This window comes from uncultured Brevundimonas sp. (assembly GCF_963977465.1).
Lineage (GTDB): Bacteria > Pseudomonadota > Alphaproteobacteria > Caulobacterales > Caulobacteraceae > Brevundimonas.
Window position 1 is genome coordinate 722,789 of record NZ_CAXBOQ010000001.1, and the last position, 22,094, is coordinate 744,882.

Below are 22,094 nucleotides of genomic sequence, written 5' to 3' on the forward strand. Positions count from 1 at the left end.
AGGCCTTGCCATAATCTCCCGGCGTCCCCGTCGGTCCGATCACCGGAACTGACTTCCGGCTTCATCGCCGCTCCAGATGAAACCCGCAAGGAACCTGATCGACCGATCCGAAGCGAGAGACCAGCGTCATTGTTGCCCTCCGGCCGCCCGGGCGGCCGAACTGCTCCTGACTCTTGCCGGCATGAGGGATGCCAGTGACCGACGCGTAACCCAATTAGGCGGACGTTCCTGTCCCGTCCGACCCCGGGGGGCCATCGCGCATGACGTCCGTATCGCCCACCCGCGACGGCTACCCCGCCGACCTGAGAGCCCTGACCAGCCTGCGGGCCTTCCTGGCGGTGGGCGTGGTTCTGTTCCACTACCAGCTTCAGTGGGACCCCGCCCTGGGTTTCAGCCCGATCATCGAGCGGTCCCGGCTGGCGGTGGATGCCTTCTTCATGCTGTCGGGGTTCATCCTGGCGCACGTCTACGGCCCGTCCTTCGCAGCCGGAACCTTCAGCTACCGGCGCTTCATCGTCGCCCGCATCGCCCGGCTCTACCCCCTGCACCTCGCGGTGCTGGGTGGAGTCCTGGTCATGGTGCTCGTCGCCAAGGCTGCCGGGGTCCAGTACGACCCGGCCACCTACACACTGGAGGGGTTCGTCAAAACCTTGCTGCTCGTCCAGGCCTGGTTTCCGAGCCTTGTCGGCTACAACTGGAGCGGCCCGTCCTGGTCGCTTTCGGCCGAATGGTTCGCCTATCTGCTGTTCCCGGCCTATGCGCTGATCGCGATGAAGCTGAAGGCCCGACCCTGGGCCTTGCTGTTGCTGGGCGTTCTCGGCTTCATCGTGATCGACGCCGTCTATGGCCAGATGTTCGGCAAGGTGCTGCCGCGCGCCGAGGACAACATGGGCATCCTGCGCATCCTACCGGAGTTCCTGATCGGAATGGCGCTCTATGGGTTGGGCCATCGATGGCACTGGCCACGCCCCATCGCCATCGCCGCCTGCGTGATTGCTTCCCTGGGTCTTCTGCTGGCCATGCAGTTCAGTCTCGACGACCGGTTGGTGGTCGCCCTGGCCGCGCCGGTCATCCTGACCTGGTCCATGCTCGCCAAGGCTACCGGAGAAGGCCCCTTGTCCGCCCCCCTGGCCGTCTTCTCCGGCGAGGCCTCCTTTGCCCTCTACCTGGTACACCTGCCGCTTCTGGTGGCGTACAAGGGCATCGCATCGGAACTTCGCGGGATCGACAGCGGTTTCTACATGTCGCCCTTGGAATTGGCAGGCCTGTTCGTGGTCACCGTCGCCGCGGCCGCGGCGCTGCATCTGGGTGTAGAAAAGCCTGGACGCCGCTGGATCCGGCGACGCTTCGAAGGCCGGACACCCTCCCCGTGCGGGACCGTCTGACGCCCCTTCGCCGGGCGCGCCTCGTGCACCCTCGCCTCAGACGTGGCGAGTCAGGGCGGCCCGGAACGACAGGCCCAATACGTCTCCCGAGCCCAATTCCCTTATCGACATGCCCCGAATTCATCGGGCCGACCGATCTTTCTTCATCTACGCAACCTTGAGGCTGCAGGACACGTTTCGGCCGGACTTGAAGGACCGGAGGTTTACCATGGAAGCCAAGAGCTATCTGCGCTTCGGCGCGATGATCGCGACATCCACGCTCGTCATGTTCGGATTGATGTATCTGAACACCTACCAGCTGGACCACGCCCGGTTCAGCGAGACCCGGGCCTGGATGGCGCTGGTGATGGGCGCGGTGATGACCGTCATCATGCTGCTCTTCATGCTCAAGATGTACACGGACAAGCGTTTGAACCTCGCCATCGTCGGCGGAGCCATCCTGGTGTTCGCGGGATCCCTCTGGCTCGTCCGCAGTCAGGAGACCGTCAACGACGTCGACTACATGCGCGCGATGATCCCGCATCACTCGATCGCGATTCTGACCAGCGAACGCGCCCATATCCGCGACCCGCGGGTTCGCGAACTCGCCGACGGCATCATCGAGGCGCAAAAGCGTGAGATCGCCGAGATGGACGCGCTCATCACCGACCTCGAACGCAATCCGACGCCCTCCTCAGCTCCCGATCTACCCGCCTACACCCAGCGCTGATCCGGATCTGCGATCGGGGAGTTTGCCCACGCCGGCGTCGTCGAATGATCCGTCGAAAGCCCCGGCTGCCTGCGTTTCGTTCCTCGATCACGCGGTTGATTTCATCGCCTGCAGGACCGTCACTTACCGTCGCTCTCGCCGCCCATGTCTTGCCTGGAACGCGTCCTTCCTGCCGTGCAGGTCATCTCGGTCTAAAAAGGGGCGCAGCCCAGGCTGCCGGCGCCGACAGCGCGCTCGCCCGTCGGACCTCCGGGCCTGTTCGTCCCCACGGAGCCGCCCACCCGGAACCTGCCCGTTGAAAAGCCCGGTGGACCGAAAGGATGTAGTTGCCGGCCGAGCGCCAGTGTATCGCCCTGACAGGTCCGCGGCGCTCTACCACTTGGGGACGATGACAGCTTGTTGAGTTGCGGCAATCTCCCCGACGGCGTCTCTCCGATGCTCGGGCAGGAGGGCTGTCGTGATCAAGCCAACGGATATCGAGGTCGATGTCGCCGAACCTCGACAGGGTGAGATCGCCCGCGTCGCCAGGGAACTGGCGGGGTACGGCTTCTATGTGATGGACGCGCTGTTGCCCGACGACATCCGCGCCAGACCCATTCCTTCGCGAACTCCGGCTCCGCCCGGGCCTGAAGCCGGGCCCGGAGGCCGCCTAGGCACCGAGGACGCCGAGGTGTTCGAGCAAGATGGTCAGGCCGAGCCCGACGAGGGCGAGACCTCCTAACAGCTCAACCACCTTGCCAAAGCGCCGACCGACCATCCGACCGATCACCATGCCGACGGTTGCGAGAAGGAAGGTCGTGAGCCCGATTGAGGGGGCGATGACCCAGATATTAGCCCCGTTGAAGGCCAGCCCGGCGACCCCTTCAGGGCCTCGCGCTAGACTAGGACACCCAGATCCATAGTTGCTAATGCGAGCCATTCACAGTAAGACTCGGCAATGCGCTCCTTCATTCGGTTGATCTTCCTGGCCTTCGCATTGGTCGTGGCAGGTGGGGCCCAAGCCCAGGACCAGGCCTCGACAGCCTCCGAAGCCCAGGTTGCCTGGCGTCTCCTGGACTATGTGTCGGTCGACTACGCCGGCGCCGTCGCCGACGGCCGGGTCGTCAATCCCGCCGAGTACGGGGAGATGACGGAATTCGCTGGCCAGATCCGGACCCGGATCGACGGGCTGCCGCAGACCGGTGCCAAAACCGACCTCGTTCGTGACGCCGCCCGGCTGGAAGGCCGGATTCGATCCAGGGCGGCACCGGACGTCGTCGGGGCCGAGGCCAAGGCCCTCGCGGGTGCCCTGCTTGCCGCCTATCCGAGCCCGCTGGCCCCATCCTTCCCGCCAGATCTCGCCAGGGGTGCGGCGCTTTACGGCGCGCAATGTGCGGCCTGCCACGGCACCGCCGGAGGTGGCGACGGCGAGGCCGCGCAGGGACTTGATCCGGTGCCGATCGCCTTTACCGATGTCGAACGCGCCCGCCAGCGCAGTGTGTTTGGTCTTTACCAGGTGATCGAACAGGGTCTGGACGGCACCGCCATGGCCAGCTTCGCGAACCTGCCGGAAGGAGATCGCTGGGCCCTCGCCTTCTATGTCGGCCGTTTCGCCTTCACCGACGCCGAAGCCGTCGAAGGCGAGCGACTTTGGAAGAGCGATGCTTCGATCCGGGCCGCCTTCCCCAACCTCGCGGCGGTCACCCAGGCGACGCCCGCCGACCTGGCGACGCGCATCGGCGAGACCAGGGCTCGGGCGATCACCGCCTATCTTCGCCGACATCCGGAAGCGGCGGTCCAGGCGACGGGCGGGACGCTCACTCTCGCCCGCACGCGACTGACGGAAAGCCTGGCGGCCTATCGCCAGGGAGACCGCAAACAGGCCACCGATCTGGCGCTTTCCGCCTATCTCGACGGCTTTGAACCGGTCGAGCCGGCGCTGGGTGCCCGTGACGGGGCGCTGTTGCGCCGGATCGAAACGGCCATGACCGAGCTGCGGGCCGCCATCGGACGCGGTGCCCCTGAGGCGGAAGTCGCCTCCCGGACCGAGCGGGTGGCCGCCCTACTCGACACCGCCGAACGGGCCCTGGCCCCGCAGGAGGCCGACAATGTCGCGAGCTTCATCGGCGCCCTCACCATACTGCTGCGCGAAGGGCTGGAGGCGCTGTTGATCGTCGTCGCCATGATCGCCTTCCTGCGCAAGGCTGAACGCCCTGAAATGCTGCGCTATGTCCACGGCGGCTGGATCTCCGCGCTGGCGGCGGGCGGCACCACCTGGGCAGCGGCGACCTTCTTCATCTCCATCAGCGGCGCAAGCCGGGAACTCACTGAAGGGATTGGATCGTTGCTGGCCGCCGTCGTCCTCGTGTCGGTCGGCATCTGGATGCATGGAAAATCCCATGCCGACGCCTGGCAGATCTATATCCGCGACAAGCTGACGAAGGCGCTGTCCGGGCGATCAGCGTGGTTCCTCTTCCTGCTCGCCTTCGTGGTGGTCTACCGGGAGGTGTTCGAGACGATCCTGTTCTACGCCGCCATCTGGAGCCAGGGCGGCCATCTGGGCATGCTGGGCGGTGCCCTGGTGGCGGTCGCCATTCTCGCGGTCACCGCCTGGGCGCTGCTGGCCTGGAGCAAACGCCTGCCCATCGGCCGCTTCTTCTCGCTCAGCGCCATCCTGATGGCCGGACTGTCCATCGTCCTCATCGGCAAGGGTGTAGCCGCCCTGCAGGAGGCCGGCTGGATCGACGTCCATCCCCTCTCATGGATCCCGCGGATCGAAATCCTCGGTGTCTATCCCACCGTTGAAGGGGTCGTGGCCCAGCTCGCGACGATCGTCGTGCTGGTGATTGGTTTCGTTCGCACGTCCGGCCCGCGCCCCGGCGAAACCGTCGGCCAAATGGACTGACGGCCAAGCGTCGTCGGTCTTGACCTCGCAAGCCTCGCGCCTCGCTCTCCCTGCATACAAATCGCCTCTTTTGGCGATTTGTCCGCCATAACGTCCATAACTCGCCAAATCTGACGAGATAAAATACTGATAGCGCTTTTTTACAAGCCGCCACTTTTTGCGACTTAATGCACATTGCGGTACATAAATCGTCGAAAGTGGCGAATGACGTTGAAGCTCTCGGGCGTCCGACCCTGGGTGGCGAGCCAGGCGTCGATCAGCGTGTTTCCGTATTTGTCGGACAGGGCATCAGCCAGCATGCCGGGCAGGCCGTGGAAGCTGCGCGGGTTGAGATCGGGGAAGCTGTAGATCTCAGGGCCCAGGGGCATCATCAGCGGCGGGACCTGGATACCGCGGCTCGCGAAAGCGGGGTCATAGGCGAAGGCGGCGACGTCGGTGCCGACTTCGAGCGAGACAGCGCCGATGCGCCTTCCCCACAGACGGACCTCGGCGACGGTCGTCACTGTTCGTCACCCCAGGTCCATGGCGGAGTCGGTTCCGGGGTGTCGACCGGGCGGGCGCGTTGGCGCGCCTTACCGTGGCGTTCGAGCAGGGTAATGGGATTGGGCGGGGTCCCGGGCACCAGCCGGTCGAGGCCCTCCAGCTTGTCCAGGGCCCGAAGACAACGGATCAGATTACCGAACTGGGTGGAGGCACCGTCTTCGAGGCGCTCGATGGTTCGCTTTGAAACCCCTGCGGCCCCGGCGAGCTGCGCCTGGGACTGCGTTAACCGAAAAGAGGAAGTTGCCGTGCTCGCATCACTTCAAATAGTGGTGGCCGGAGAATTGTTTTGGATCCTGAGTTGAACTATCGAGGTCCTGGCGAGGAAAAGCCGACCGCTGCCTCCCCGGAGGTGTTTTCGCTGGAAGTCGCTGCCCTGGATCAGCCTCTGTCGGAGTCACTCCAAGACATCGTGGGACTTGCCGAGCGAACCCATCCAGGAGCCATGACAAGTATCATGCTCCTCGATGAGGCAGGGGAACATCTTCTTCTGGGCGCGGCTCCAAGCTTGCCGGACATCTACAATCAGACGATCAGCGGATCGGCAATCGGGCCGGATGCCAATCCGTGCGGCACGGCGGCCTTCGGCAACTGCATGGTCGTTGTCGAGGATATTCAATCTGACCCGCTGTGGGCCAAGTTCAAATCCTTCGCGGTCGATCTGGGTTTGCGCGCGTGTTGGTCGCAACCCATCCGGGGCCTGGTCGGGCAAGTTTTGGGGGTAATAGCAATCTATCACCGTGAAGCCTGCTCGCCGACAGGATGGCAGATTCAATCAATTCAAAATCTCTCGGTCCTCGCGTCAAACGTTATCGAAAGGCACGCCGCAAAAGCAGCGACGGCCGAGATTGAGCAGCGACTGTCCGAGACCTCTTTGCGCCTGAGCGAGGTGGAGGAGCACGCTGATGACGAACGTCGCTCGGTCGCGAAGAGAGAAGCCTTCTACTGGACGATCATGGAAATGTTGCCGGCCCTGCTGGTCGTGAAGGAGGCCAGCACCGGCAAATTTGTCCTCATCAATCGCGCGGCTGAGGCAGCTACGGGCCTGTCGTCAGCCGCGGCTGTGGGGAAGACAGTTCATGAGCTATTTCCCGCCGAAGAGGCGAATCGATCCTGGGACGAGGATCAGGAGGTCATTCTCACAAAGCAGGTGAAGGTCGAGCAGGGCGCGCTGGTCACAACCCGGGATCTGGGCGAGCGGTACTGGACGACCAGGAAAACCGCGACCTTTGATGATGGTGGGGAGCCGGCCTATATTGTCACCATCAGCGAGGACGTAACCGAGCAGCACCAGTTGAATGTTGCACTCCGGGCCGCCCTGGACGCTGCCGAGGCCTCCGGGCGTGCCAAATCGGCATTCCTGGCGAACATGAGCCACGAACTCCGCACGCCCCTGAATGGAATTGTGGCGGCCTCGGACATTCTGACCCGAAAATGCGATCAGAGCGACCAGCTTGAACTGCTGGAAATCATTCGCTCATCCGGCGAAACACTGACGGCCTTGCTGGCGGATTTGTTGGATACGGCCAAGATTGAAGCTGGCGAACTCAAAATAAACAACGAAGCATTTGATCTGCGGGAATTGGCTGAATTCAATCACGAAAAATTCAAGCTGCAGAACATCAATGCAGACGTGGCTTATGAACTCTTCGTCGAAAAGAGCCTTAGCGGATTTTATCGCGGAGACCCGCTACGAATCCGGCAGGTATTGGGCAACTTCTTCAGCAACGCAGCCAAATTTACCTCGACAGGCAAGATCGCCCTCTCGATTGAACAAACCTCACGCGGGCTGATCCGCTTCTCTGTGTCGGACACCGGGGTCGGTTTTCCGCCGGAATCCAAGGACCGGCTTTTTGCCAGGTTCCAACAGGCAGATGAGACGATTACGCGCAAGTTCGGTGGGACCGGCCTTGGCCTGTCCATCTGTCGCGATCTGGTGGAAATGATGGATGGCACGCTGGACTGCGAGAGCCGACCGGGAGTCGGGTCGACATTCTGGTTCGACCTTCCGCTGGAATCGGTCAGCGCCCCGAGAGACACAAGCTCGATTGCCGCGGCCGTCGAATCCCCGGATCGCCCCCTGCGGGTGCTCATCGCCGATGATCACCCGACGAACCGCAAGGTCGCCGAGTTGATGTTGTCAGGAGTGGCCGAGGTTGTGAGTGTGGTCGATGGTCAAGAGGCCGTAGACGCCGCGTTCGCTTCGCTCTTCGATATCATCCTCATGGACATGCAGATGCCGGTCATGGACGGCCTCACGGCCGTGCAGATGATCCGTGCCTCGACATCACCCTGCCGAAACGTTCCGATCGTCATGATGACAGCGAATGCGATGCGGGAACACGTTGAGGCCAGCCGGACTGCGGGCGCTGACGTTCACTTGGCCAAGCCGATCACCGCCCAGACCCTGTTTGCAGCGATGAATGAGGCCACAGAAAGAGCTGTCCCCGATCATCAGAACACCCGTCACACAGAGAACTCGGCCCAAATATGACTGAGGAACTGCCAAACGGCGTGATCTAGCAGGCAACGAACCGAACTCAGTACAAGTCTGGGGCAGAGCTGAGAAGGTTCGAACCGGCCGCTCGTATCGCCGATCGGCGGCACTTCGACGTTAGTGTTCGTAAAGTCGATGTTCCGCTTTTGCCTAAGAAGCGACTACCAAGATCGTAACCGCAAGTCGCCTGGGGTTGCGTGCGGTCATCAGCTCCCCACTGCAGAGCGGACTTTCCGACGCCCCCCTAAGGATCGAATGGGAGCTTTCAGCGATAAGTTGTCCACCCTGCGTGACCCGATATTGGATGGGATGCTCAGAGCCCTTCTTCCTCCCAACGCGATTCCTGTAATTCGTCCAGGGTGCCGGAGATGCCCGCGGAAATCCCTGTTGGGGTGGATTGTTTCACGGCTTTCTTCTCAAGCTTATCGGAACCCGCTGATCCAGTCTTCGAGCTCAGTGCGCGACCCTCCCATGGCCCGTTGGAGACCAACCTTGCCGAGGATCGCCAGATGCGAACTCGCGGTGCCTGGATGACGGGACAAATCCATGCCGATCGAGAGCACCGCCTCGTGCAGATCTCCCTTCTCACACAGAGCGAGTGCGCTGCAAATCAAACGCCACCCAGACTGGCATTTTCTGGGGCAACAGTGGGACGCCGAATGCAGAATTTCGCGAAAAAGCAAGAAAAACGCTGAAAAATTAAGTCACCAATTTTCTGTGGCTTATCGATTTATGCACAGCTCTGAAATGTCCTGAAATTGGCTTTGAGGCCTTTCACACCGAGGGGGTCACAGGTTCAATCCCTGTCGCATCCACCATTTCTCATCGTCCCGAAATTCCGCCCCTGACGCCCTGCGGTTGCTCCGCACGGCCTGTCGGTTAAGCTGCGCAGTCATCCTGGATCAAGGAGCGGGCCGATGAAGATGCGCGGACACGGACTGACGGCGGCGGTGATCACGCTTGCGCTGGGGATTGCGGTTTCCGCCGGACAGCCGGCCCGGGCCCAGACCAACACGGTCATCGAACGCAGCAGCGACGGCGCGTTGACGGCGGCCGACCGGACCGAAACCGACGGCAGTTTCTTCGATTGCCACGCCCTGTCGATCGCGCCGGGAGACGTGGCCACGGTCGTCGTGACCTCCGACGCGTTTGAGCCCTATCTGTCGGTCACGCCCGGATCGGACTGTCGCGGCCTGCGGCCGATCTGGTTCGGCATGGACACCGGCACGGGGCAAGGCGATACGTTCGCACGCTTTCGGGCGCAGCAGGAAACGTACGGCTTGATCGTCAATGCCGGAAACGTCGGCGAGACCGGGGCCTACACCGTGCATATCCGCATCGAGCCCGCCGCCATGGTGGGGGATGACGGCAATTTCTCACGCCCGGTTCCGGAAGTCTTCGTCACCGAACTGCTGAAAGCAGGATCGCCCGATCCCTGTTCGCAAGCCGCGCTTCGACGCTGGACGACCGAAGACCTGGCCGCGCGCTGGTTCGCATTGGCTGATCGGGGCGGCTATGCCGACGGTGCCAACCGGGGGATCAAGATCAGCGGTGCAGGCTACGAATTGTTCAGCGAAATGTCGGCGGACGGCAGATCCGCCACGGTGGTGGAGGGTATACAGCTTGGCGGAACGGCCTATTTCACGACCTTCACGCTGCTGAATTCCGAGCGGGGATGGCGGCTCGACGATTTTCACAGGGACAGCCCGATCGCGGCCACAGGGACCTTGCGGGATGATATCGCCGCGGCTTCCGCTATCGGGAGCGGACGGTCCGGACAGTGCCGGGCGGGCTAGACCGACAGGGGGGCGCCTCCAAACAACAAAGCCTGCCCCCATCGCTGGTCGCGGCGCGCTGTCGCAGGACAGGGCCCGTGCTTTCGCGTATGCCGCAGCGCATGAACCGTAACATGCATTTCGCGCAGCTTCTGGCTGCCGCCGTCGCCCAGTCCGAGCCGCAACGGCTGTTGTTTGTCTTTGCCGGGGCCGAATTGCCCGACGGGGCCACGCCCGAGCAGGCGCGCCTGTTCCATGCCGGCAAGGGGGGCGCGCTGGCGCCGCAGATGTGCGTCGACAAGGCCCCGGCCGACCTGGCCGATTTCGCCGCCCTGGTGGCGGAGTCGCAGCGCGCCGGTCCGCCGTGGAGCGTGGTGTTCGCCGCCAGCCTGGGCGGACATGCCGGGCAGGCCCCGGACGGAGAGAAGGTCGAGCAGGCGCTGCAGATCATGGTCGAGGCCGTGCGCACCGGCCAGATCAAGGGCTTCGCCGCCTATGATCCCGAGGGTGAATTCCTCGAACTCGCCTGAGGCTGGACACGCGGCGCGCCGGATCACCGGCGTACAGGGTACGACCCCTTACGGCCTCAAAGCGTCCCCGGCGTCGCCGGACCATCCCCCCGCCAGCACCTTGAACAGGGTGATCTGGTTGGTGGTCACCTGGGCGTCCGACTGCGCCAGCTGGGCATCGGCGGCGGCCAGGGTGCGCTGGGCGTCCAGCACAGTCAGGAAACTATCGGCCCCCGCGTCGAAACGCAGCCGCGACAGGCGTTCGGCATTGGCGGCCTGGGTGCGTGCCGCCTGCAGGGCGCTGCGCCGATCCAGTTCGTTGGCATAGTCGGCCAGCGCTGTTTCAGCCTCTTGCAACGCCACCAGCACCGTCTGGTCAAAGGTCGCCAGCGCCGCGTCGGCGGCGGCCCCGGCCTGGGCGATCCGGGCCCGGGCGGCGAAGACATTAGGGAAGGACCAGCTGATCAACGGGCCCAGACCGAAGCGGAAATTGGCGGACTCGCCCAGATCGCCAGCGGCCCCCGCCGTCGTGCCCAGCGACCCGCCCAGGCTGATGCGCGGATACAGGTCGGCGGTGGCGACATTGACGCGCGCGGCGGCGGCGGCCAGATCGCGCTCGGCCCGGCGCACGTCGGGACGGCGCGCCAGCAGGCTGGCCCCGTCACCGACCGGGATCGGCTGCAGCAGTTCGGGTGGTCGGGCGCAGTCACGCGCGGCCGTCGAAGTCTCGGCCGGCGGGCGTCCGGTCAGGGTGGCCAGACGGAACACCGCACCTTCGCGCAGGGCCCGCAGCGGCGGCACGCTGGCCCGGGTCTGTTCCAGCACCACCCGGGCGCGGGCGACGTCGAGGCCGTTGCCGACGCCGCCGTCCAGCAGGCGCTGGGTCAGGCCGACAGTCTCGGTCTGCAGGCCCAAGGTCCGTTCGGCCACGGCGATACGGGCATTGGCGGAACAGGCGTCGGCATAGGCGCGTGCGGTCTCGGCGGCGACGGAGACCCGCACCACCTCCAGCGCCGCCGCAGCGGAGTCGGCATCGGCGCGGGCGGCGCGGATCGACGATCCGACCCGGCCGAACAGATCAATCTCATAGGCGACGTCGAGTCCGGCGTCATAGACCTCGGTCTCGTCCAGCGCCTGACCGGGCGCAGCGCCCGGAACCGTCGCGGCCGAGGCCCGACCGTAATTGTAGCCGGCACTGGTCGTGGTCGACGGCAGGCGTCCGGTGCGCGCCTCGCCCAGCACAGCCCGGACACGACGCAGGTTGGCGGCCGCGGCCTCGAGTTGGTTGTTATTGGCCAGGGCCTCGCGGACGAGGTCATCCAGCACCGGATCGGCATAGAGCCGCCACCAGTCGCCACGCACGGCATCGGAAGTCACGGCCGGGGTAGCGGCCCCTTTGAAGGCACCCGACGCCGCAGGGGGGAGGACGGCATCGGGTGCCCTCGGCCCGACCGCGCACGAGGCCAGCGCCAGGGCGGCGAAGGCGGTCGCGGTCGGAACTCGGAAAGCGAAGGACAGGGTCATCAGAGGTCTCCCGGACGGGCCGTGACGGACGGGCTCGCGGTTGGAGGCGGGTCGAGGGCGGGATGATCGTCTGCAGGAGGGGCCGCGTGCGCCCTGCCCCGCCCGGTCGGCATCTTCGTCGCGATCCAGCGGCTGATGACATAGAAGACCGGGGTGAAGATCAGGCCGAAGAAGGTCACCCCGATCATCCCGGCGACGACCGCCGTGCCGAGGGACTGGCGCATCTCGGCCCCGGGTCCCGTCGCCAGCATCAGGGGCATGACGCCGAAGATGAAGGCGAAGGAGGTCATCAGGATCGGCCGCAGGCGGGTCTTGGCCGCGCGCACGGCGGCGTCCCAGCGGTCCAGACCCTCGTCCTCGGCCTGTTTGGCGAATTCGACGATCAGGATGGCGTTCTTGGCTGCCAGCGCGATCAGCACCACCAGCCCCACCTGGACCAGGATGTTGTTGTCCAGACCACGCAGGTTGATGCCGACCATGGCGGCCAGGATGCACATCGGCACGATCAGCACGACCGCCAGCGGCAGGGTGAAGGCCTCGTACTGGGCCGCCAGCACCAGGAAGACGAACACCACGGCCATGATGAAGACGATGGTCGCGCCGCCGGACGACTGTTTCTCCTGCAGGGCCAGACCGGTCCATTCGTACGAGAAGCCCGGTGGCAAGGTGGCCGCGGCCAGTTGCTCCATGGAGGCCAGCGCCTCGCCGGACGAGACGCCCGGAGCGGCCTGTCCCTGAAGCTCGGCGGCCGGGAACAGATTGTAGCGCACGATGCGGGACGGACCGGAATCCTCGCGCAGGCTGGCGACCGACCCGATCGGCACCATGGCCCCCGAGGCCGAGCGGGTCTTCAGATTGGCGATGTCGGCGATGTCGTCCCGCGCCGTCGGCTCGGCCTGCGCTGTCACCCGGAAGGTGCGGCCCAGATAGTTGAAATCGTTGACGTAGGCCGAACCGAGATAGACCCCGAGCGTGTTGAACACGTCCGATGGCTGGACCCCCATTATCAGCGCCTTGTCGCGATCGATATCGGCAGCGATGCGCGGCGAACCGGTGTTGTAGGTCGAGAACACCTGCTGCACCTGATCGGGCGCCTGGGCGGCCGCGCCCATCATGGCGAAGGTCGCCCCTTCCAGCGGGCGGTAACCCGCGCCGGAACGGTCCTGGACCATCATCTGGAAGCCGTTGCCGTTGCCCAGACCCTGAACCGCGGGCGGGGCGATGACGAAGATGTTGGCGTCCTCGATGCCCATGGTGGCACCGGTGATGGCCCCGGCCAGGGCGGCGGCGGCCTGTTCGGCCGACTTGCGTTCCTCGAAGGCGTCGAGGCGGATGAAGATGGTCGCGGCATTGGAGCCGAACGAGAAGCTGGAGCCGTCCAGACCGGCGAAGGCGACCATGCCCTCGACGCCGTCGGTTTCGCGAATGATGTTGGAGGCGCGGGTCATCACCGCCTCGGTCCGGTCCAGGGAGGCCCCGGGCGGCAGCTGGACGACGCCGATCAGGAAGCCCTGATCCTGTTCCGGAATGAAGCCGGACGGGGTCTGGAACAGGGTGAAGCCGGTCGCCAGCAGCAGGACGCCATAGACCGCGAGCACCAGCCCGACCTTGCGGATCAGCCGGACCGTCAACCGTCCGTATCGGTCGGCCAGCCAGTCAAAGCCGTCGTTGAACTTCCGCCCGGCGTAGCCGAGGTAGTAGACGCCGCCGCCCAGCAAGCCGGGCTTGCGCACGTCGTCATGCGGCTTGTGCGGCTTCAACAGCAGAGCCGCCATGGCCGGCGACAGCGTCAGCGACACCAGCAACGACACGACCGAGGCCGTGGTGATGACGATGGCGAACTCGCGATAGAAGATGCCCGGGATGCCCGGCACGAACATCGTCGGCACGAACACCGAGACCAGCACCAGACCGATCGAGATCAGCGCGCCCGACACCTCCTGCATGGAGCGGTGGGCCGCCTCGCGCGGGGTCAGCCCCTCGCGGATATAGCGTTCCACATTCTCGACCACGACGATGGCGTCATCGACGACGATGCCGACCGCCAGCACCAGGGCGAACAGGCTCAGGGAGTTGATCGAATAGCCCAGCGCCAGCTGGACGGCGAAGGTCGCCACCAGCGCCACCGGGATGGCCACGATCGGGATGATCGCCGCCCGCCAGGTCTGCAGGAAGATGATGACCACCAGCACGACGAGGAACACGGCTTCGAACAGGGTGTGCTGCACGGACTCGACCGAGGCCGCCACGAACTCGGTCGGATTGTAGGCGATCGACACATCCATGCCCTGGGGCAGGCCGGGCTTGAACGCTTCGATCTCGGCCATCACGCGGTCAGCGGTGCCCAGGGCGTTGGCCCCCGGCTGCTGGATGATGGCGATGCCGACCCCCTGCTCGCCATCGAAGAAACCCTTGATGCCGTAGTCCTGCGCGCCCAGCACGACCCGCGCGACGTCGCGGACACGGGTCACGCGACCTTCGGCATCGGTCTTGATGACGATGTCGTTGAACTGCTCCGAGTCGGACAGACGGCCCTGCACCTGCACCGGCAGCTGGAAGGCGGCGGCGTTGGCATCGAACGGCGGCTGGCCGATGGCCCCGGCGGCGGCCTGCACGTTCTGGGCGCGAAGGGCGGCGACGATGTCGGGTCCGGTCAGATTGCGCGCGGCGGCCTTGGCCGGGTCGATCCAGACCCGCATCGAATAGTTGCCGCCACCGAAGACCTGGACCGAGCCCACGCCCTCGAGCCGCAACAGGCGGTCGCGCAGCGTCGAGTTGGCGTAGTTGCCGACGTAGTCGTTATCCAGCGACTTGTCCGGGGACGTCAGCCCCAGGATCATCAGGAAGCCGCTTTCCTGCTTGTTCACGGTCACGCCGATCTGACGAACCTGTTCCGGCAGACGGGGCTCGGCCAGGGCGACCCGGTTCTGGACCAGCACCTGGGCCGCATCCAGGTCGGTGCCCGGGTTGAAGGTTACGGTGACCGAGACCGTCCCATCGGAGGTGGACGAGGACGACAGGTACAGCATGCCCTCGACGCCGTTGACCTCCTGCTCGATCGGCGCGGCCACGGTCTCGGCCACGGTCTCGGCTGAGGCCCCCGGATAGGCGGTGTTGATGGTGATCGTCGGCGGCGCGATCTCCGGATACTGCGACAGCGGCAGCAGCGGATAGGCGAACACCCCCATCAGGGTGATGAACACCGCGATCACGGCCGCGAAGATCGGCCGGTCGATGAAGAAGCGTGAAATGTTCATGAGGCTCAGTCGCCGGCAGAGAGGCTGTTGGCGAAGGTGGCGCTGGAGGCGGGAGCCATCCGGGTGACCGGCTGCCCGGCCGGGGCACCGGCGACGGCGGTGATCTGACCGACGCGCGCCTGAACCTTCATGCCCGGCTGCTGGATGCGCTGGACCCCGGCGATGATGACGCGGTCAGTGGCGGTCAGGCCGGAGCGGACGACGCGCAGGCCCTCGACGATCGGCCCCAGCTGCACCGGTTTGGGCGCAACCGTCCCGTCCGCGGCGACCACATAGACGATGCGTCGCGCCTGATCGGTGGCGATGGCGGCGTCGGGCACCAGCATGGCCTGATAGGTGCCGGCTCCGGCCAGACGCGCCTGTCCGAACATGCCGGGCTTCAGAAAGCCGTCGACATTGGGCACCACCGCCCGCAGGCGGATCACGCCCGAGGCCGTGTCGACCGCATTGTCGGTGAAGTCCAGCGTACCGCTGCGGGTGAAGCCGGCTTCATCCTGCAACCGCAACCGGACCGGGGCCACGCCCTGGCGCGTCTGGCGCTGGTATTTCAGCAGCACCGCCTCGGAGGCGTCAAAGATGAAGTGAATGGGGCCGCTGGCGACGATGGTCGTCAGCACATCGGCCGCCGAGGACCCGCCGCCGACCAGATTGCCCGGGTCGATACGACGGTCCGAAACCCGGCCGGATATCGGCGCGGTGACGCGGGTGAATTCCAGGTCCAGCTGGCGGGCGCGCACCGCAGCATTGGCGGCAGCGACACTGGCCTCGGCCGTCTGTTGGGCCCCGCGCTGGGTGTCGACCTCGGCCTGCGAGACCGCCTGGGCCTCCAGCAGACCTTCCGAGCGGGTCAGATTGGTGCGGGCCAGCGACAGTTGCGCCTGGGCCTGGGCCAGCGAGGCCCGGGCCGCCGCCAGGGCCGCCTGGGCCGGACGCGGATCAAGGGTGAACAGCAACTGTCCCTGACGGACCTGGGCCCCGTCGCGAAAATGCACGGCCGTGACATAGCCACCGACCCGCGCCCGAACGTCGACTGCCCGGGTCGCCTCGAACCGCCCGGTGAACTCGTCCCAGTCCTGCACCTGACGCACCAGGGGAACGGCCACGGTTACGGCCGGCTCCGGCGGCGTCTGGGCCTCGCTACGAGGGGTGCAGCTTTGCAGGACGCCCGCCATCAAGACGGACGCAACCACGATCTTGACGGTGCGCATTGTGAGAAATCCCTGTCTCGGTCGACGGGCGGGCCTGGGGAGAAACCGCTAGTCAACGCTCGCTGACTTAATGGTGAGCGTCGCGACGCTTGTCAACGCCTGATGACAAAGCCATAACCGGCGTGGGGCCTTTTTGGAGATCACAAATTGTTATGTACCGCCGGGCCCAGGCCGCGGAATGCCGAGGCAACCCGCACTGCCATTCTGGACGCCGCGCTCGAGCGCTTCGCCCGTGAAAGCTACGATGACGTCGGCCTGCGCGACATCGCCGGCGACGTCGGAGTCGATGCCGCCCTGGTGTCCCGCTATTTCGGCTCCAAGGATGAACTGTTCGAAACGGTCATCGACAGCTGCGACAAGGCCGACGAACTGATGAGCGGCGATCGCGCCACCTTCGGCGCTCGCGTGGCCCGGGACGTGGTCTTTGAACCCAAGAGCGATACCAAGCTGAAAGGGCTGATGGTCTTCCTGCGCTCGGTCTCGTCGACCAAGGCGATGGAAGTGGTTCAGCGCATCGCCAACACCCGGTTCTACGGCCCGTTTTCCGAATGGGTCGGCGGTCCGGACGGCGCGATCAAGGCCCGCCTCGCGGCCGGCTTCATCATGGGCATGGCGATCAGCCGCGACATCACCGGCGGCTATGCCCTGACCCCCGAGGAATGCGAACGCATGGTCGAGCGGATGGCGACGACCCTGCAGACCCTCATCGACGGCTAGAGCCGCCAGACGCGGGAGGGCGGCAGGGGGTCCCGCCGCCCGCGCCGGTCCCCGCCCTCAGCGCGCGCCGACCGCACTGCCCGCCGACGCCAGTCGCAGGATGACGTCGTCAACCTGGACGCCGCCGCGGTCGATGACCAGATTCTGGTAGTTGCGCTGACCGTCGGCCGTCTCGGCCTCGACATTCTCGACCTCGGTACGGAACTGGCGGCGCAGATAGGTGGCCAGTTCGCCGGCCGTGACCAGCCGGTCGCCGTCACCGTCCGCCGCCCCGGCCATGCCGGCGCGCAGGAAGTGGGACAGATAGCCACCGGCGCGGAACTTGTCGGCCACGGCGCTGGTCAGATCCTCTTCCGAGCTGAACAGACCCATGACGCCCGGCCGGTCCACGACGTTGCGCGCGAAGCCGCCCGAATAGCAGGAATCCAGCACCAGCAGCGCCAGCCGCGTATTCAGGCTGCCGAACAGGCGCGACATCTCGACGTCGTCGATCTGGCCGTCACGCAGCACGATGGATTCGCTGCGGCCGTCCGGCTCGAGGCGGCTGACCGCGGTGTCGCTCTGATCGCCGTGACCGGAGAAGAAGAACAGGAACATGTCGTCGGGTCCGGCCTCGGCCGCGACCCGGGCAAAGGCCGAGCGCACGCTGCCGACCGTGGCCTGGGCATTGGTCAGGACGACGCTGGAACTGTTCAACACCCCTTCCCGCTGCAGGACCTCGGCCAGTTTGAGGGCGTCCTCGTCGGTATAGGGCAGGTCGTTCTGGCGACCGCCATAGTCGGACACCCCGACGATGATCGCGAACACCCGCGCGCCGGACTGGACCGCCGCCTGACGCGGCGACCCCAGACTGGGGCTGACGCTGAAGCGATAGGAGCCGGTTTCACCCGCCGCATAGGAGGTAACCATCACCTCATAGTCACCGTCCTCGGACAGAACGGTGTCGAGCCGGCTGTCAGTGCCGTCCTCACCGTCATCGTTGTCGGTCTGCTCGCCTGAGGGGGCACGCAGGATTGTGTAGGCGTCGAAAGCGGACGATGTCAGTTCGACCGCGACCCGCTGCCCGCGTCGACCGGCAAAGCTGTAGGTGTCGACATATTCACCGCTGTCGAGGGTCTCGTCGCCGCTGCCCAGGGTACCGGCTACGGTCTGGCCTACCGTGATCCGGCCACCCGCGCTCGCCTGCTCGTCCGCGCGCGACGCCGGCTCGGCCCGGGTCGGCCCTGTGTCAGCCTGGACCGACAGTTGGTAAGGGCCCATTTCTCCGGCGGCATAGCTGGTGGCCGTGATCCGGTACGGACCATCAGCCGGCAAGGTCACGCGCAACCGGCTGTCCGTGCCCCCGTCTGCATCATCGTTGAAGGCCGAAAACTCATTCGGGCCGCTGATGGCCAGATAGGGGTCGAAATCCCCCGAGGTCAGGCGCAGGTCCAGCCTCTGGCCGCGCCGCCCGTCGAAGACGAAGGTATTGATATATTCGCCGCTCTCCAGCCGGCTGTCCGTGGGGGTCAGCCAGCCATCGCGGGTTTCGCCGAGGCGCAGCGACGTGGTCTCCGGAGCGGCCCGGGCCACTGCGGGGCGCGTCCCGCGGCCGTCGAGATTCAGCACATAGGCCCCGGTCTCTCCGGCAGCATAGCTGGTCGCCGCCACCGTGGCCTCGCCATCCGCCGGGGCGGTGAAGCGGATACGGCTGTCGCGCGTGCCGCGCCGGGCCGGATCGTCGTCATTGTCCTCGCTCAACCCCCCGGGCCCGCGCACCAGAAGATAGGGATCGAAACCATCGGCGCTGAGGCTCAGCTCATAGGTCTGGCCGCGCCGCACCGGCAGGGCGTAGCGATCGACAAACTCGCCGGTGGACAGGGTCTGGTCCCCCCGCGCCAGCTCCCCGCGCCGGGATCCGGTCGTCAGCATCCCGTCCGTCGCAGCCTGGCCTCCGCCGGTCTGTCCGCCGGCGAACGCTCCGTCGATCAGGCTCAAGCGATAGGTTCCCCGCTCGCCGCTCGCATAGCTGGTGGCCGTGATGTTGTAGGCACCGTCCCGCGGCAGGCGCAGGTTCAGCAGGGCCGTCTGATCCGAGTCCGAGGCGTCGTCGTTGTCCTCGGAGAATCCTTCCGGACCGCGCACCATCAGATAGGGGTCGAAATCATCGGAGCTCAGGCGCAGGCCGATCTGCTGGCCGGCCCGGCCATGGAATTCGAACAGGTCCCGGTATTCCCCGCTGTCCAGTCGGTCGTCGTCGGATCGCAGCGTCCCCGTCACCTCGCTGCCCGTATGCAGTCGCTCCTGGGCGTGGGCCACGAACGGCGAGGTCATGACGACCAGGGCGGACGTGGCGAAGAGAATGGTTCTGAACATACTACCCCCGTGAGAAAACCGGCCCCCATCCGAAGCTTGGCCGCGACTATTAACCCTCACATAACAGGAATCGACCGACAGGAGTCGCTCGCACCACCATTCGGCCTTGTTCTTGCCGCACACGGCCGCCCCCGCGCCCCCTGTTCGCCCGCCCTCTGGCTGGCTCCTGTCGCCCCGGCGCCCTACGGAATTTGTATGCCCTTCCCCGCCAGCCACCCCGCCCTCGATCGCGCCCTCGCCGAACGCGGCTACGCCGAGCCCACACCTGTCCAGTCGGCCGTTCTGGAAGCCGGTCCCAATGAGGACGGCAGCGGCCGTGACCTGCTGGTCTCGGCCCAGACCGGTTCAGGCAAGACCGTCGCCTTCGGCCTGGCCCTGGCCCACACCCTGCTGGGCGGTGCCGAACGATTCTCCGAATACGGCGCACCGGTTGCGCTGGTCATCGCCCCGACCCGCGAACTGGCCCTGCAGGTCTCCAAGGAACTGCAGTGGCTGTATGCCCAGACCGGGGCACGCATCGTCTCCTGCGTCGGCGGCATGGACCCCAAGGTCGAACGCCAGGCGCTGAACCGCGGCTGCCACATCGTCGTCGGCACCCCCGGCCGCCTGCGCGACCATCTCGAGCGCGGCTCGCTGGACCTGACCACCCTGAAGGCCGTGGTGCTGGATGAGGCCGACGAGATGCTGGACATGGGCTTCCACGAAGACCTGACCTTCATCCTCGAGACGGCCCCGGCAGAGCGCCGCACCCTGATGTTCTCGGCGACTCTGGCGCGCGACATCGTGCAGCTGGCCAAGACCTATCAGAAGGACGCGCTGCGGATCGATACGGTCGCCGGCAATGCCTCGCACGCCGACATCGAATACAAGGCCATTCGCGTCGCCCCCAATGAAGTCGAGCTCGCGGTCGTCAATGTGCTGCGCTATTTCGAGGCCCCCGGGGCACTGGTGTTCGCCAACACGCGCGAGCGCGTCAAACACCTGACCTCGTCCCTGCGCGAGCGCGGCTTCTCGGTCGTCGGCCTGTCCGGCGAACTGACCCAGAGCCAGCGGTCCGAAGCGCTGCAGGCGCTGCGTGACGGCCATGCCCGCGTCTGCGTCGCCACCGACGTCGCCGCCCGCGGTCTGGACCTGCCCGACCTCGGTCTGGTCATCCACGCCGAGATCCCGGTCAACAAGGCCGGCCTGCTGCACCGCTCGGGCCGTACCGGTCGCGCCGGCAAGAAGGGCGTCTCCGTCCTGCTGGTCAGCTACACGCGCCGACGCAAGGTCGAGATCATGCTCAACTCGGCCTCGATCACTGCCGAATGGTCGGGCCCGCCCAGCGCCGAGATGATCGTCGCCAAGGACCGCGAGCGCATGCTGGCCGATCCGGTGCTGATCGCCCCGGTCGAGGACGAGGCGATGCTGGCCATGGGCAAGCAGCTGCTGGAGACCAGCTCGCCCGAGCAGATCGCCGCCGCCCTGATCCGTCTGTACCAGCAGAAGCTGCCGGCCCCGGAAGACGTCTATGACGACGAGCGGATGAAGCGCCAGCAGAAGGCCGGAGTGAACGACAAGGGCCAGCCCGACATGCCCTATACGGACTTCGCCCGGGGCGGCGACATGTCGTGGTTCCGCATCAATGTCGGTCGCGACAAGAATGCCGACCCGAAATGGCTGATGCCGACCATCTGCCGTCTGGGGCATGTGACCAAGCGCGATATCGGATCGATCCGCATCTTCGACCGCGAAACCAAGTTCGAGATCACCAAGGAGGCCGAGGCCAAATTCCTCGCCGCCATCGCCACGGGCCTCGAGGACGGGGTCAAGATCGAGACCGCCGTGGCCCCCGGCCCGCGCGAGCCGGCCGAGCGTCGTCCGCGTCCGGGCGGCAAGCCCTATGAAGGCAAGGCCGACGGCGGCGAGAAGAAGCCCTGGGTCAAGCGCGACGCCCCGGCTGACGGTGACAAGAAGCCGTGGGTCAAACGCGACAATGCCGCCCCTGCCGGTGAAAAAAAGCCCTGGGTCAAGCGTGAGGCTCCGGCCGACGGCGAGAAGAAGCCGTGGGTGAAACGCGACAACGCGGCCCCGACCGGCGAGAAGAAGCCCTGGGTCAAGCGCGAGGCTCCGGCCACGGGCGAGAAGCAGCCGTGGGCCGGTCGCGTCGACATGGGCGCAGGCGAGAAGAAGCCGTGGGTCAAGAAGACCGACGGCGGCAAGCCGGCTCCGTCCGGCGAGAAGAAGGCCTGGGCCCCGAAATCCGACGCCGCTGCACCTGCTGCTGCCGGTGATCAGGCCTGGAAGGGCAAGCCCAAGGGCGGCGACCGTCCCTGGGCCCCCAAGGACGCCCGCGGCAAGCCGCCGGCAAAGCCCTACAAGAGCAAGGCTCCGCGCAGCTGATGACGTCGGCCCGGCCCCGGTGATCCGGGGTCGGGCCCGTCAGGCCGGATAACGGTCGCGCATCGTCTCGACAGACCACACACAGGTCGCGCAGCGCCCCGGCATCCACCGCGTCCAGTCGCGGGATGTAGAGGCAGGACACGCTGGACTTGAGCTTGCCCAACCGCGCCATCAGGTCGGGGCGCTCGTTGAATCCGGGCACGATATAGAGCGTCAGGGCCGTTTTGCGCGGCGAGAAACCGATGATCGGCCAGATCCCTTCGCGCCCGCTGGCATAGACGTAGCGATAGCTGCCGAAGCCGACGATCGACGGGCCCCACATCACCGGCGACTGACCGCTGACCTGTTCCAG

General features: G+C 65.9%; 14 protein-coding genes and 1 pseudogene. 9 read left to right on the top strand and 6 right to left on the bottom strand.

What is annotated here, in order from left to right; translation table 11 throughout:
* The first annotated feature begins 260 nt into the window (after positions 1-260).
* The 3 genes from AAC067_RS03785 (at position 261) to AAC067_RS03795 (ending at position 2,815) form a co-directional block, all read left to right on the top strand.
* On the top strand, positions 261-1,385 hold the full coding sequence (locus tag AAC067_RS03785) for an acyltransferase (protein ID WP_339929669.1): 1,125 nt from the start codon (positions 261-263) through the stop codon (positions 1,383-1,385).
* 208 nt (positions 1,386-1,593) lie between these two features.
* Complete coding sequence (locus AAC067_RS03790) at positions 1,594-2,094, top strand: DUF305 domain-containing protein (protein ID WP_339929671.1); 501 nt, start codon at positions 1,594-1,596, stop codon at positions 2,092-2,094.
* Positions 2,095-2,551: 457 nt separating this feature from the next.
* Positions 2,552-2,815 (top strand): hypothetical protein, encoded by a 264-nt coding sequence (locus AAC067_RS03795; RefSeq protein ID WP_339929790.1) that lies wholly within the window; start codon positions 2,552-2,554, stop codon positions 2,813-2,815.
* Here AAC067_RS03795 and AAC067_RS03800 read toward each other — a convergent pair.
* Positions 2,744-3,013, bottom strand: a complete 270-nt coding sequence (locus AAC067_RS03800; RefSeq protein WP_339929673.1) for a manganese efflux pump — start codon at positions 3,011-3,013, stop codon at positions 2,744-2,746. The two genes, AAC067_RS03795 and AAC067_RS03800, sit on opposite strands and share 72 nt — an antisense overlap.
* A gap of 18 nt (positions 3,014-3,031) precedes the next feature.
* Here AAC067_RS03800 and AAC067_RS03805 point away from each other — a divergent pair, with 18 nt between their 5' ends.
* Positions 3,032-4,978 carry a cytochrome c/FTR1 family iron permease gene (locus AAC067_RS03805; RefSeq protein ID WP_339929675.1) on the top strand — a complete coding sequence of 649 codons (1,947 nt, stop codon included), beginning with the start codon at positions 3,032-3,034 and terminating at the stop codon, positions 4,976-4,978.
* A gap of 203 nt (positions 4,979-5,181) precedes the next feature.
* On the opposite strand, the pseudogene AAC067_RS03810 reads toward AAC067_RS03805, so the two are convergent.
* Positions 5,182-5,481, bottom strand: a pseudogene (locus AAC067_RS03810) (HipA N-terminal domain-containing protein); the annotation flags it as partial.
* A 326-nt stretch (positions 5,482-5,807) separates the two neighbouring features.
* On the opposite strand from AAC067_RS03810, the gene AAC067_RS03815 reads away from it, so the two are divergent.
* The 3 genes from AAC067_RS03815 to AAC067_RS03825 all read left to right on the top strand — a co-directional run bounded on the left by AAC067_RS03815 (position 5,808) and on the right by AAC067_RS03825 (position 10,320).
* Positions 5,808-8,012, top strand: coding sequence for an ATP-binding protein (locus AAC067_RS03815; RefSeq protein ID WP_339929677.1), 2,205 nt, complete (start codon positions 5,808-5,810; stop codon positions 8,010-8,012).
* Between the two features lie 920 nt (positions 8,013-8,932).
* On the top strand, positions 8,933-9,811 hold the full coding sequence (locus tag AAC067_RS03820; RefSeq protein WP_339929679.1) for a hypothetical protein: 879 nt from the start codon (positions 8,933-8,935) through the stop codon (positions 9,809-9,811).
* Positions 9,812-9,888: 77 nt separating this feature from the next.
* Positions 9,889-10,320, top strand: coding sequence for a ribonucleotide reductase subunit alpha (locus AAC067_RS03825; protein WP_339929681.1), 432 nt, complete (start codon positions 9,889-9,891; stop codon positions 10,318-10,320).
* A gap of 48 nt (positions 10,321-10,368) precedes the next feature.
* On the opposite strand, the gene AAC067_RS03830 is transcribed toward AAC067_RS03825, so the two are convergent.
* From AAC067_RS03830 to AAC067_RS03840, 3 genes are read right to left on the bottom strand one after another with little or no spacing between them, the layout of a single operon-like run.
* Positions 10,369-11,823 carry a TolC family protein gene (locus AAC067_RS03830; protein WP_339929683.1) on the bottom strand — a complete coding sequence of 485 codons (1,455 nt, stop codon included), beginning with the start codon at positions 11,821-11,823 and terminating at the stop codon, positions 10,369-10,371.
* Entirely contained in the window at positions 11,823-15,080 is a 3,258-nt protein-coding gene (locus AAC067_RS03835; protein WP_339929685.1) for a multidrug efflux RND transporter permease subunit, read from the bottom strand. Before AAC067_RS03835 ends, AAC067_RS03830 begins: the two co-directional genes overlap by 1 nt.
* A 5-nt stretch (positions 15,081-15,085) precedes the next feature.
* Positions 15,086-16,288: an efflux RND transporter periplasmic adaptor subunit gene (locus tag AAC067_RS03840; RefSeq protein WP_339929687.1), complete on the bottom strand. Its 1,203-nt coding sequence runs from the start codon at positions 16,286-16,288 to the stop codon at positions 15,086-15,088.
* 147 nt (positions 16,289-16,435) lie between these two features.
* On the opposite strand from AAC067_RS03840, the gene AAC067_RS03845 reads away from it, so the two are divergent.
* The gene (locus tag AAC067_RS03845; protein ID WP_339929689.1) at positions 16,436-17,005 is read left to right on the top strand and encodes a TetR family transcriptional regulator; all 570 of its coding nucleotides are present in this window, start codon (positions 16,436-16,438) and stop codon (positions 17,003-17,005) included.
* 57 nt (positions 17,006-17,062) lie between these two features.
* On the opposite strand, the gene AAC067_RS03850 is transcribed toward AAC067_RS03845, so the two are convergent.
* Positions 17,063-19,360, bottom strand: a complete 2,298-nt coding sequence (locus AAC067_RS03850) for a caspase family protein (RefSeq protein ID WP_339929691.1) — start codon at positions 19,358-19,360, stop codon at positions 17,063-17,065.
* 195 nt (positions 19,361-19,555) lie between these two features.
* Here AAC067_RS03850 and AAC067_RS03855 point away from each other — a divergent pair, with 195 nt between their 5' ends.
* Positions 19,556-21,742, top strand: a complete 2,187-nt coding sequence (locus AAC067_RS03855; RefSeq protein ID WP_339929693.1) for a DEAD/DEAH box helicase — start codon at positions 19,556-19,558, stop codon at positions 21,740-21,742.
* The last annotated feature ends 352 nt before the right edge of the window (positions 21,743-22,094 follow it).